The 12,656-nt window shown below is 36.7% G+C and carries 12 protein-coding genes, 2 other RNA genes and 1 pseudogene; 9 read left to right on the top strand and 6 right to left on the bottom strand.

All coding sequences use genetic code 11. From position 1 onward, the window contains the following. Positions 1 to 187: 187 nt before the first annotated feature. Positions 188 to 679 (top strand): GNAT family N-acetyltransferase, encoded by a 492-nt coding sequence (locus JNUCC23_RS06110; protein ID WP_062182438.1) that lies wholly within the window; start codon positions 188 to 190, stop codon positions 677 to 679. A 110-nt stretch (positions 680 to 789) separates the two neighbouring features. Here JNUCC23_RS06110 and JNUCC23_RS06105 read toward each other — a convergent pair whose 3' ends face one another. Together JNUCC23_RS06105 and fumC are read right to left on the bottom strand one after the other, a co-directional pair. Continuing rightward, positions 790 to 1,032: a hypothetical protein gene (locus JNUCC23_RS06105; RefSeq protein WP_062182440.1), complete on the bottom strand. Its 243-nt coding sequence runs from the start codon at positions 1,030 to 1,032 to the stop codon at positions 790 to 792. A gap of 189 nt (positions 1,033 to 1,221) precedes the next feature. Then, a complete protein-coding gene (gene fumC, locus JNUCC23_RS06100) occupies positions 1,222 to 2,604 on the bottom strand; it encodes a class II fumarate hydratase (protein ID WP_062182443.1) in 1,383 nt (460 codons plus the stop codon). Positions 2,605 to 2,837: 233 nt separating this feature from the next. Here fumC and JNUCC23_RS06095 point away from each other — a divergent pair. Next, positions 2,838 to 3,860 (top strand): annotated as a pseudogene (locus tag JNUCC23_RS06095) (IS1595 family transposase). Between the two features lie 138 nt (positions 3,861 to 3,998). Here JNUCC23_RS06095 and JNUCC23_RS06090 read toward each other — a convergent pair. Further along, positions 3,999 to 4,700 (bottom strand): class I SAM-dependent methyltransferase, encoded by a 702-nt coding sequence (locus tag JNUCC23_RS06090; RefSeq protein WP_062182446.1) that lies wholly within the window; start codon positions 4,698 to 4,700, stop codon positions 3,999 to 4,001. A 297-nt stretch (positions 4,701 to 4,997) separates the two neighbouring features. Here JNUCC23_RS06090 and JNUCC23_RS06085 point away from each other — a divergent pair, with 297 nt between their 5' ends. Together JNUCC23_RS06085 and JNUCC23_RS06080 are read left to right on the top strand one after the other, a co-directional pair. Then, positions 4,998 to 5,279, top strand: a complete 282-nt coding sequence (locus JNUCC23_RS06085; protein ID WP_454214822.1) for a DUF3888 domain-containing protein — start codon at positions 4,998 to 5,000, stop codon at positions 5,277 to 5,279. A gap of 300 nt (positions 5,280 to 5,579) precedes the next feature. Further along, on the top strand, positions 5,580 to 6,032 hold the full coding sequence (locus JNUCC23_RS06080) for a hypothetical protein (RefSeq protein ID WP_454214820.1): 453 nt from the start codon (positions 5,580 to 5,582) through the stop codon (positions 6,030 to 6,032). Between the two features lie 261 nt (positions 6,033 to 6,293). Here JNUCC23_RS06080 and JNUCC23_RS06075 read toward each other — a convergent pair whose 3' ends face one another. Then, positions 6,294 to 6,728, bottom strand: a complete 435-nt coding sequence (locus JNUCC23_RS06075; RefSeq protein ID WP_062182452.1) for a MarR family winged helix-turn-helix transcriptional regulator — start codon at positions 6,726 to 6,728, stop codon at positions 6,294 to 6,296. A 130-nt stretch (positions 6,729 to 6,858) separates the two neighbouring features. Between JNUCC23_RS06075 and JNUCC23_RS06070 the strand changes: the two genes are divergently transcribed. Continuing rightward, on the top strand, positions 6,859 to 7,335 hold the full coding sequence (locus JNUCC23_RS06070) for a GNAT family N-acetyltransferase (protein WP_062182455.1): 477 nt from the start codon (positions 6,859 to 6,861) through the stop codon (positions 7,333 to 7,335). Between the two features lie 637 nt (positions 7,336 to 7,972). Here JNUCC23_RS06070 and JNUCC23_RS06065 read toward each other — a convergent pair. Next, entirely contained in the window at positions 7,973 to 9,082 is a 1,110-nt protein-coding gene (locus JNUCC23_RS06065) for a lactonase family protein (protein ID WP_403072486.1), read from the bottom strand. Between the two features lie 257 nt (positions 9,083 to 9,339). Beyond that, the gene (locus JNUCC23_RS06060) at positions 9,340 to 10,533 is read right to left on the bottom strand and encodes a YhgE/Pip domain-containing protein (protein ID WP_403072483.1); all 1,194 of its coding nucleotides are present in this window, start codon (positions 10,531 to 10,533) and stop codon (positions 9,340 to 9,342) included. Between the two features lie 169 nt (positions 10,534 to 10,702). On the opposite strand from JNUCC23_RS06060, the gene JNUCC23_RS06055 reads away from it, so the two are divergent. The 4 genes from JNUCC23_RS06055 to ffs all read left to right on the top strand — a co-directional run bounded on the left by JNUCC23_RS06055 (position 10,703) and on the right by ffs (position 12,531). Further along, complete coding sequence (locus JNUCC23_RS06055; RefSeq protein WP_454214817.1) at positions 10,703 to 11,320, top strand: TetR/AcrR family transcriptional regulator; 618 nt, start codon at positions 10,703 to 10,705, stop codon at positions 11,318 to 11,320. Between the two features lie 247 nt (positions 11,321 to 11,567). Further along, a complete protein-coding gene (locus JNUCC23_RS06050; RefSeq protein ID WP_403073968.1) occupies positions 11,568 to 11,681 on the top strand; it encodes an HIT family protein in 114 nt (37 codons plus the stop codon). Between the two features lie 133 nt (positions 11,682 to 11,814). Further along, positions 11,815 to 12,202: RNase P RNA component class B (gene rnpB / locus JNUCC23_RS06045), an RNA gene on the top strand. Between the two features lie 64 nt (positions 12,203 to 12,266). Beyond that, positions 12,267 to 12,531, top strand: an RNA gene (gene ffs / locus JNUCC23_RS06040) — signal recognition particle sRNA large type. Positions 12,532 to 12,656: the final 125 nt, after the last annotated feature.

Genomic DNA, 12,656 nt, shown 5'->3' with positions numbered 1-12,656 from the left:
AATGTCCTTTTGTTTTACCATTTCTTTTGATTACATAATAAAACCTAAAATCTTCGCACCTCAAAAAAAAGATAGTATGCTTGATTTCTTTATGTTGAAGCATAAAGAAATCTAAAGTCTCTCATTGAATCTTTAGCTGGTACGATGACCCATTTGGAGAATAATAGTTTGAAAGGAGTCGTTAGTCGTGATTAGACCCATTGAAGTTCGTGATGCAGAAGGTTTTATCGAATTAAGTAAAAGAATTGATGACTCTCATTTTATGTTATTTGAACCTGGTGAAAGAAAAACGACTCGTGAACAACAGATAAAATCCATTGAAAGAATTTTATCTGAAAAGAAATCAATCATCTTTGTTGTCGAACGGGAAAATAAACTCGTAGGTTTTATCGCAGCATTTGGCGGAAATGTAAAAAGAAATCAACATTCTGCTTATCTCGTATTAGGTGTCCTTGAAGAATTTCAAGGGCAAGGTATCGCCTCTAAATTATTCAATCGAGTATTCGAGTGGGCAAGAGAAAATGAACTATCAAGATTAGGATTAACTGTTATAAAAGACAATAGTAAAGCATTTAATTTATATCGAAAAATGGGCTTTATCTTGGAAGGTGAGAAGGTTCATTCGCTGATTATTAACGGAGAACCCGTTAATGAATATTATTTATATAAGTTGTTGTGATTAACACAGCCTTTGCTATAAAACGCAAGCAAGATAAAGGATCAGCGGAATGAACAGCTATTGACGAATCGACTCTCTCATACCGAAAGCTCGATTCGTTTTTTTGTTTCTCATTCCTTAACTAAGATAACCTCATCGTGATTACAGTTCAGACACTTCATTAAATGTGGACACTGACCTTTTTTTAATGAATCTGGAAAGCCGTCGTTTTGCTTTAAGGTATCAATATCCATATATGCACTATACTCATCATCATAGTCCATGGCTTTTCCCATATCCTTCATTTCGGATTCACATTCTGTGCATGCAACATGAATTTTTCGAAGTCCATTACAAAGCGGACATAATGTCATATTCATTTCCTCCTATTTTCATCACGGGATCAAAACCAAGGGGTCAAACCACGAAACTCCTATATGCAGAAAAACAAGTGATAGTACACTTGATACGGCGTAAAGGGTAAGTGGCCAGCCCCATCTTAACACAACTTGAACTTGGGTATTTTCTTTTTTTATTACCTTATCTACTGCACATCTACTTACTTAGTTATTCACCATATTCTGCGGATTTACCCACTCTTCGAATTGTTCTTCGTTTAGGTAGCCTAGTTTAAGGGCGGTTTCTTTTAATGTTGAGTTGTTTTTAAATGCCGTTTTTGCAATTTCCGCTGCTTTTTCGTAGCCGATATGCGGATTAAGTGCTGTTACAAGCATTAATGAACGTTCAACATTTTCTTTAATTTTGTCTAAGTTTGCTGTAATTCCTACTGCACAGTTGTCATTGAACGAGTGAATTCCGTCAGACAATAGTTTGACAGATTGCAGGAAGTTATAAATAATAACAGGTTTGAATACGTTCAATTCAAAGTTTCCTTGGCTCGCCGCAATTGAGATTGCTGTATCATTACCGATTACTTGAACCGCAATCATCGTTAATGCTTCACTTTGGGTTGGGTTCACTTTACCAGGCATGATTGAGCTTCCTGGCTCATTTTCAGGAATAGCAATTTCGGCGATCCCACTTCTTGGGCCACTTGCTAACCATCTTACATCATTGGCAATTTTCATTAAATCTGCTGCTAGGGCTTTGATTGCACCATGTGCATAAGCAATTTCGTCGTGACTTGTTAAGGCATGAAATTTATTATCCGATGTAACAAAATCAAATCCAGTATCTTCGGCCATTTGTTTTGCAGATAAAGCAGCAAATTCTGGCTTAGAATTAATTCCGGTTCCAACTGCTGTTCCACCAAGAGCAAGGTTTAGGATATGCTTGCTACTTTCCTCAACCATATTTAGTGATTTATCAAGCATCGCTCTCCAGCCGCTGATTTCTTGACCAAGTGTGATTGGCGTAGCATCTTGTAAATGCGTACGGCCAATCTTCACGATGTCTGCAAATTCCTTTTCTTTCGCTGCAAATGTATCACGAAGTACTTTGATTGCGGGAACCAATTTGCTTGCCACTTCAACATATGCCGCTATATGCATCGCAGTTGGGAATGTATCATTCGAGCTTTGCCCTTTGTTCACATCATCATTTGGATGAAGTAATTCGTCACTGCCAACTTCCTTCAACCACTCATTTCCTTTGTTTGCGATGACTTCGTTTACGTTCATATTACTTTGTGTACCGCTACCCGTTTGCCAGACAACTAGCGGGAAATGCTTGTCCAATGTGCCTTCTAGAATTTCACCACAGATTTTTACAATGGCATTTTTCTTCGTTTCAGATAAATCACCAAGATCAAAATTCACTTTAGCAGCCGCTTGTTTTACATAAGCAAATGCATGAATCAATTCAATCGGCATTTTTTCATTCCCTATTTTGAAGTTGTTACGACTTCTTTCCGTTTGCGCACCCCAATATTTGTCATATGGAACCTTTACTTCCCCCATTGTATCTTTCTCGATTCTATATTCCATTTCTTCTCCTCCTCTTTTGTATACCGCTAATGCAGTCCCACTTAGTAGGAATCCCCTTTGCACTTCTCTTGTTAGCGCTTTAGTTTTTGAAAATTCTACATACAATATTATTGTACAAATGTTTTGCGCTTAAAACAATTAAAAAAGCTAGGTTAAAGTCATTGGTTGATTTCAAATAAATCATAATCTTTTGTGGTATCTAGACTGTATAAATTACAAAAGAGGCAATTCAAATGACTTTAACGAACATAATAGCTGATATTTCTTTTTTAAGCGCTAGGGACAAAGAATCCATTTAAGATTATCTAACCTGCCATTTCTCGGTGTCGGCTTCACAACAAAGAGCTTTAATTGGTGAATTGAGAGAGACGAAGTTTTCACATGGATTTCATTGTCGTCATTGTGGAAGTACATCAGTGGTTCGTGATAACAAGTGAGATGGTCGCCAACGTTATAAGTGCAAAGACTGTCATAAATTAAGCAATGACTTGACCAATTCCCCTATGAATCGTTCGAAAAAGGCAGACAAATGTATTCCATTTATTGAGCGTATGTTGAATGGTTTATCACTTCGTAAAACAGCTTTTAAAATTGCTATCACTCACGTAAATGCTTTTTACTGAAGGCACAAAGTGTTGTCTGCTCTCGCCAAAGAAAGTATCGGTATTTTTGAAGGTCTAGTAGAAGTAGATGAAACATACTTCTTAGAAAGCCATAAAGGACGAAGGGTTATTGCGAACCGTAAACCAAGAAAACGTGGCGGTTCTGCTACAAAAAGAGGTATTTCCAATGAACAAGTCTGTGTATTAGTAGCTAGAGACCGAAACAAAACAACCCTTTCCAAGCGAGTCGGTTCAAGTAAAATTCTAGTAGAGCAAATTGATCTAACTCTTACATCGCATTTTAAGAGTGATACGGTGCTTATTTCCAATGCTCACAATTCTTACAAATCTTATACGTCTAATAACGATGTGGAACACGTCATCATAAACGGCAGGAAGAACGAATATGTAAAGAAAGGCATCTACCACCTCAATAATATTAATAATTACCATTCCCGTTTAAAGAAATGGATAAGTCGTTTTAATGGGGTTTCTACGAAGTATTTACAACTTTATTTAGTGTGGTTTCAATTTCTCGTCAATAGGAAAATGGAAAGCGATTTGAGCAAGAAAAAGCAAATGCTTATCTTGGCAAGTGTTCATAGAACTTGGAAAGCCACAGATAAGTTAAGACTGAGTAACTCCGCATTCTAAGTGCCAAGATTTTTCATGTTATTTCATAGGAAATAACATGAAAAACGAGCTGGGAAATGTATCTCCAAGCTCATGTATTTTGCTGTTCTTTTTTTTACTAAAGCACTCTTTAGCTCAATAAAAAAGCTTGAATTTTGTTTATTTTACTCCGCCAAAAACAGCAAGTTCCATCCACTTAAAATAACAATCCGAATGCTTAAAACCCAGTTCTCTAAGCCAATTAACCTGAATATCTACCCTTTCTAGAATATTATCTTCTTTATCAGGGCGGTTGTAATATTCCTTAGCTATTTCTTGTCTGTCTTTTTTATTATGAATTGAAAGATGGTCAATAAAAAGCTCATCATGCAATTTTTCTATTTCAGGGGTGGCAGAAGCTGTATGCTCAATATTTATGAAAATTCCGCCTGGTGCTAAGACTTTGTATATTTCTTGATACAATTCCTTTTTCTTTGTATGAGGAAGATGATGAATGGCATACCCAGAAACAATGCAGTCCACTGTCCCTGCTTCAGCATACTGCCCAATGGAATGACTAAAATCATCAAGTATAATCTCACAACGATTCATATAATCTTTCATGTGGACACGTGCATTTTCAATCATTGGTTCGGAATGGTCTAATAACACGGCAGAAGCCTCGGGATAAGATTTAAGCAAAATTTCAGCCAAAAACCCGTTTCCACATCCCAAGTCCATAATTCTTTTCGGTTTACGAGTAAAATGATTGACTACTTGAAGCATAATTTTGGCTTGTTCAGCTCCAAAAGGAATTCCCCCTCGAACCTGTTCAAGATAATGTTGTGTGACATCTTGACGCTGCCAAGTTGTTGTTTCCATTTTTTCTCCCCCTTAATAAAAGTTTAGAAATAGAAAAGCCTATCTTCCTAAGATATCGAATTTGAACTTGGGATATTTCGTCTATTCTATTATTTTTATCCACTTCGATCAACCTATATTTGACTATTTCTCTTTGAACTAAACTGCTCCGTTAGTTGATTAAGATTCTTTGAAAAAGGGACACTAGATTTAGGTGATGCTTATGAAGAGAATCCTAGGTTCAATTTGTATCTCGGTGTTTATACTTTTTCTTGTTTCTGTCTCTGTTCAAGCGACTGAAAAGAAAACGCCAATGAAATGTTTAAATACGCCTTAATTAGAAGTCTCGGATCCCCAATTGATAAGGCTTTGGCAGAAATCTATAAAGATGCGCCAAAAGGAGTTCCTCAATGGGCAGGATGGGATACTAAAATTATAAATATAAAACAATTGCATGGTGTTGGGGGTTCTTATGAAGTAATAGTTAGAGTTCACCCTTATTATGGACCACATATTGGGAATGGGATTGATGATATTACAATAAGAATTGCTTCTGATGGTCAAAAAGTGACCGATTTTAAACATATTCGAGATGTTTAAAAGGACAAGGGAATTTTCTAACGGGTTCAGTTGAGAGGTTGAAAAATTAAAATGACATACAAATTGGCGTTCAAACTGACAACAGTTTTGGAACGCCTTTTTCATTGGTATATTGAGTTTCATCTAGAATTGGCATTTAAATTGGCAGGAATTATTAGATAAGTGTAGCAATAGGAATAAAATTATAGAAAGAAGATATTAGTTTTCAATTTCAAGGTCGCATTGAATGCCAAAATTATAGTCAATTTTATTTGTAACGATATTACTGTTTAATTCGTCTAATTTTATGGGGGGATGTAGTTGAGAAAGATAATGAGTCTATTTTTCGTTTTTCTAATTGGTTGTACTTTTCTTATTAGTACCACTTATGCAAGTTGGGCATATGCTTTTGTTGTCTACGATGGTAACATCTACGTTGTTTCAGAAACCCATATAAAACCCAATAAAATCGGTAAGAAAATAGGTAAGGTAACTAAGTATTCTGACCGAGAAGGCACTTATAGTGGAAATTTTTCAAATCAGTTTCCAAAAGAAACTGATTACTATGAAATCAAAGGTGCAACAACAAAAGAAGCAATCGCAATTAAAGAAAGCAAAGAATCGTTTATTAAAGCTAAATATGAAGGCAAATATACTGGTAGCGGGGAATATGACCATAAGAAATATATTTTGAATAATTTATTGGTGTATTTTATTGGAGTCGTTTTGTTGTTCGGTATCATCTATTTATTTTACAAAAGAAGAAGCAAATAAATATTTCCACCTTCTAACTGAACCCGTTAGGAATTTTCCTTGTCCTTTTATCACCACCTCTTGTTAAGCTAACCTGCCCGTTACTTCAATAAGAAAAAAGGCTTTACTCTTTATTCAAGTAAAGCACTCGTTAGCTTAAGTGAATTAATTCACACATGGGCATGGTACGTCAAAAGATAGTTGTTTTGTTCAGTTTGCACTTACACCAGTGCAAACTAATTAAACCTCTCGACCAAAATTAGTCAACAATTTTCCGAACTTTTAAAGTTTATTTTTATCTATTTTTTCTTTTATTTTCAGCATTGAAATACGAATTTCATTAATCTCACTTTCAGTTAGTCCATTAAACAATTGATTTACTTGTTCATCTGACTGAATATTAATTTTATCCAGCAGTTCCTCTCCTTTTTTTGTCAAAAAGAGAAAGTTTTTTCTGTTGTCTGTTGTGGAACTTTTTTTCTCTATTAATTCTTGCCTCTCTAATTTACGTAAAATTCTGCTCATATAGCTTCTATCAATATTAAGTTCTTGAACAAGATTATTCGCAATACACTCAGTTCTCTCGCTAATTTCAAATAGTATTCGTGCTTCGGTTAATGAATAATCTGTATCTAGAATTTGGGTATTAAATAAACCAAGTACCTTTGTATAAAATCGATTAAATTGTCTGATATCATCAATAATTTCTTTATCCATACATTCTCCTTTAGTTGACTTTGTCCACATTTAATATTAATATAACTCTATCCTTAAAATGTAGACTTAGTCAACAATTTTCAAAAATCTTTAGCAATCTTTATTAAGACCTAATTGAAGGAGATCGTATATGATTATTCGAGAAATTAAAAAAGAAGACAATGCAAAAGTAAAAGAAATAATACAGGATTCACTAAAATCACTTGGCTTAGCGATTCCTGGAACAGCTTATTTTGACCCTCAACTTAACGACCTTTACCATTATTATACTAATTTAAAACATGCGAACTATTGGGTAGTAGAAATGGAGGGAGAAGTTGTTGGCGGAATTGGTATAGCACCGTTTAACGAACAGGAAAAAATTTGTGAATTACAAAAGCTATACTTAACTCCCAAAACACAAGGTTTAGGATTTGCAAAGAAGCTAATGGAAACAGCTTTGTCATTTGCCTCTAAGCATTATACAAAGTGCTACTTAGAAACACAGCATGAATTAAAAGCTGCATGTAAATTATATGAAAAATTTGGATTTACACTTTTACATGAACCACTATCAGGTTCTGATCATTCAGCTATGGATGCGTGGTATTTAACAGGTTTGAATTAACCATAAGAAGTCCATTAAATCAATTATAATTAGAAATTAATATATAGAAAAAAGCCGATTTCCAAATGTGGAGCTCGGCTTTTTTCTAACTTTGTGAAGGATTGTACTTAAACTAAACTGCCCCGTTAGCCATCCATTCAGCACAAAATCAGTGTTGCACCACAGAGAATGAAAATTGGTTTCTAGGTCGATAATGTTTTAATGGCTAGCGAAGAAAGTCGTTGAACTATGCTGCCTTTGAGCCCATCCGTTAGTCTGACTCCGACGACCACAGTGTACCACCGACTGTTGCACCCTTTATGGGTAGCACTCATGGGAGATTAATCCTTTTTGGGTCGTCGCGCTAGCCTCTACTTAATTTGCTATAATTAGAGGTTTTTGTTTAACGATTTACCAAACCCAATCAGATCACTTATAAGACTCAGCCTTTTTTTAAAAGTAATTTTCTGGGTCTATTTTTGTATGCTCGTTTTTGATTTTAAGAATATTTTAATTTTCATGGGAGTTTAAGTACATTTCTTCACAATCTTGCTTGCAATTATGTTGTCTCATAACAAAAGCCACCAATATGTCGGCAGCCTTGTTTTTAGAAACTCCTGTAGATTCTTTTCCTCCCAGTATGGTGAACCTAATAGCATCAAAGAACAGCTAAACCTTGCGACCCAAAGTAAGGAAAGTTAGTCCAGGCAGCAACCTGTAATCTTACTAGACTACCATCATCTTGGATATTAAATACTGACACTGTACCCTGATTTCCGTTAAGTGTGTAAAAATGTCGTCCATCTTTACTGACTCCAACATCCATTGGAAGACCTGGTGCTGTACCCGGCGGTGTACTCGTAATATGCCCTACCACTGATAATGCTCCATTGTGATCGATTCGGTAGGTGGAGATGGTTCCGCTTAAAGTGTTGGTAGTGTATGCAAAACGTTCATCCCTCGTTGTTACAACCCAACAGGCAGTCTGATATCCGTTTTGTACAGAGCCGCTGATCACAAAAAGTTTACCATCGTTGCTCAATGAATAAGATGACAAGGCATTTGAAACTGCTTCTGTAACTAAGAGGATCCCAGAAGATAGAAAATAAGCGCCCAATGGTCCTTGGCCGTAAGAATCATTAACAATCGGTCCTATAACCGTACCATTTTTATTTACATGGAATACACTGAGATGGTTTGATGTAAGCTCGGAGACAACGATTTTACTGCCATCGGGAGTAAAGAGAACCTGCGCCGGCTGAGCATTTAAAGTACTAAGAGAATGAGTGGATCCTGGAATAGCAGTAAGGCGTCCGTTATCATCTATGTGAAAACCAGTGATATTTGACGCAAAATTATTTTCGGCATGACCTACATTGGAGACATAGAGAAGATTACCAAACACATCTACGCTATTGGGCTGAGCACCTCCTGATGGCTTTACATCAACAAGAACAGGCCTTCCACTATCGGTTATGATGAAACTACTGACACTATGGCTGCCTGCGTTAACTGCAAGTAGAAAACGTCCATCACTAGACAAAGTTAGGGCGCTTTGTGAAGCTAAAGGGTCGACGCCATCGTTTGTTGTTGCAGTGGAAACTTCCTTTGTACCAGTACCTCTACCATTAGTTGGGGAGGAACCCGCAAAGGTGAGCATACCATTCATGTCCATATAAAAGGCAATGATTTGATTCATTACTTCATTATTGGTCATCATGTACACCATGCTCGTACGTGCACGAAAATAATTGTTCATTATCTGCATTTTATGTCTCTCCTCCTTCCATAATTTTATATGGTTCTTTTGTCGTTTACATTCCGAAAATGGAATTAAACTGGTTTACAAAAAGAGGTGGACTATCATCCACTTACCCCACTATCCTGCCCCGTTAGTTGCATAATAAAAAGAGGCTGATCACAGCTCCTTTTATTAAAGTAATGCACCCGATAGTTTAAGTGCGTTTGTTCACAAACATTTTCTAAAACAAGCCGTTTTCCCATAAGGAAACGGCTTGTTTATTGTTATATCTCTAATTTTTCGGTTTGTGTTTTCTCTTTTAGTGAATTAAGTTTCAAAGCAGAAGCTAGTATGATTACCATACTTACTACTCCAATCCATACAAGGGTAGATAAAGGTGAACTCCAAGTTAGTCCCTTTCCGAAGAAGAACAATTCACGCAAACCTTCTATCATAAAACGCATTGGCAACCAAGAATAAATCCAATCTCGATAAAATGGGGAGATCATTTCTGGAGCCATCGCAAGCAATGGTGCACCAAAGAATAACATCAAGGCAAAAACAGCGATACTTCTAATTCCTAACAACGAAAGTACAGCTAAAATCATTAGGAAAAAGCTAAAGGATGTAATCGTTAGAAATAAAGCTGTATCCGTAAATTGTGGAATATTTAATCCTACCATTCCATCTGCTAACCACGTTAATCCAAATCCGACAACAAGTGAAACAATTGCCCCCATTAGAATTTGTACTACCTTTGTAGCAAGGTTCTCTTTTCGATTAGCAATTGGTAATTTGCTAACAGCAATAAAGATAATAGCTGCACTAGCTAAGCTTGCAATCCATAGTGGCTGGAATAAGGAAATAGGAGAATTGCCGTTTGCACTATTAGTACCAATTTCATTCACATTAGTAACTGTTTTTGTAATAGGAGTTGCTAAGCTTGCAGCTTGTTTTGCTGTTAGGGTTGCACCTTGTTTTTCAAAACCATCAAGGAGCTGTTTACGGACATTGTTGTTCATATTGTCAACTATCCCATTCAATACCTGTCCTGCCATTGTTGAAGCTGCTGTATTCATTCCCTGATTGATATATATTTGAACTTCAGGAGAAGAAGGTGCTGGTGTCCTTAATGATGCATGTTTAGCACTAAAATCTTTCGGAATGACCAATGTTGCATAATATTTTTGGTTATCCATTCCTTTTTGTGCATTTTCTGCTGTTTTTACTTTAACCCATTTCACAGCAGGGCCTTCATCTTTTGTTGCTTTTGAATTTTTTTGCATCATTTCAACAATCGTTTGACCCATATTCATTTTTGGCTGATTAGGAATTTCCACTCCTTCATCCTCATTTGCGATTGCAATCGGCAGATTTTTCGGTTGTGGCTGGACCGATGGAAATAATGTAAGTGAGAAAATAAAAATAACTGCCAATGCAATGATTGGTGAAACTAATAACAGTTTGTTTTTGAACATATATTTATTCCTCCCTGTTTATTTGTTATAATAATAAACAACCTGTTGTTTATTATATTTCTAATTCTATAATTTAATCATTTTCTGTTCAATAATCAAAAATGTCAGATGTGTTGGTTACGGAACACTTTTTATAAATGTGTTGGATAAAAGTTAGGGAGGAAGTACCTTGCGTGAAAGTAATACGGATTTACGGGTCATTCGGACAAAAGAATCCATCCGAGATGCACTAGTAGAATTAATCGATGAAAAAGGTTTCGAGGCAATTACAGTTAAAGACATAACAACCAGAGCGAGGATTAATCGAGGAACATTTTATGCGCACTATCAAGACAAATTCGATTTAATAACTAAATGTGAAGACGAAATTATGCTTGAGATGTACAGAATTGCAAAACAGAACATCCCAGGAGTTATTGCCGTACTTGAAACCAATTCACCGACTTTAACACCATTTCCCTTTGCAGTTTCAATTTTTGAATATCTAAATGAAAATAGTGGTTTTATGAAAGCAGTGTTAGGTCCAAAAGGAGATTTATCATTTCAAACAAGGCTGAAAGATTTCGTTTGGAAAATAATGGTTGGAGATAACCCAGATGCACTTTTAAAGAAGGAGTATTTACTTGTTCCAGGACAATATTTAGCTTCCTATGTTGCATCTGCACATATAGGAGTAATTCAACAATGGTTGGATAGTGGCAGGAAAGAATCTCCTCAAGAAATGGCACGAATTCTATCGACTATTACAGTTAATGGTCCCTTCTTTGCTGCTGGGTTAAAAAAATAAATTAGTAAAAGGATCTTCGGTTTGGAAGATCCTTTTAGCTGCTTGTTCAATTAAAGCCCCGATTGTGGAAGATCTTCTATAAGTTTCTTATTAAAGTAAAGCACCCGTTAGTACAATAAGCACAGCTTCACAAATATGTATAAATATCATTCCGAAAAGACATGTGGAACAGTATTTTGATTTAAGTGCTCAAGAATTTGAGGGTAAAAAGATCAAAGATGAACAACATTAGCCGGATAGTTATAATATCGGCATCAATTGTGGTGAATCCGAAGGGCAGACCATTTTCCATGTACATGTCCATCTCATTCCTAGATATAAAGGAGATATGGAAAAACCGCCGGTGTTCGGTTATTCCTGAGAAGCGGATATATTGATCATTTCCTGTCAAACTAATAGAGAAACATATTCCAACATTAGAAACCATTAACTAGTGATTTTCTCTTTTCTTGTATGGTACACTATGAATGTAGCTGATGAACAACAAAATATGAAATGGTGAGTAGTCGCAGCTCTTGTTAGAAGAGTTGAGGAAAGTCCAGGCTCGCCCGGTGCTGAGATGCCCGGAGTGTTCGTGCCATCTGCAAAGGTGAGCAACAAGAATTTATTACTTGTCTGACGGCGGAGAAATCATGCTAAGTCCAACGTGATAGGCTGAGAGTATTCTGAAAGTGCCACAGTGACGGAGTTCGTCTGGAAACGGACGAAATGGAACGAGGTAAACCCCACGAGCGAGCAACCCGAAATTAGGTAGGGGCACCATCCTGCGGGAAATGAACCAAAAGGATGGATCGGTCAAAGATCGATAGTTAGATGACTACACCTGTCGTGCGAGATTGGCATTCGTTTATAGCACGCAGGAACAGAACCTGGCTTACAGCCATTTCATGAGCCGAATTCAGCCATGAATGATCAAATCACATAAGGTATGTTTGAATTATACATACCGTACTAGACGGGGAGTTGGCGGTGCCCTGTAATCCGCAATCCGCCACAGCGGAGTTGAATGCCTGCTTGAGGTTTGAACATGTAAGGTTTGCCTTGTAAAAGTGGTGATGAGAATGGGGTCCTGTGCAATGGAAACCTATGAACCTGGTCAGAGCCGGAAGGAAGCAGCCATAAGTAGATTCACCCATGTGCCGCAGGGTTGCCTCATTTGAGCTTACGTTTACAAGTAACGCTTGGTTGTTCCTATCAATGGCAGGGTACGGTGTTACATAAATGATGATAGAAAGTGTCCTAGGGTAGGACACTTTTATTTGTGATAGGATTCATTATTTTAAAATTTGACCATTTTCTGCTTGTGTTGCTCCACAATTGCGCCCGTTAGTTGAAG

It is taken from the genome of Peribacillus sp. JNUCC 23 (assembly GCF_053653995.1).
Note: the sequence above shows the minus strand (reverse complement) of the source record. Positions and strands in the feature narration are given on the sequence as shown.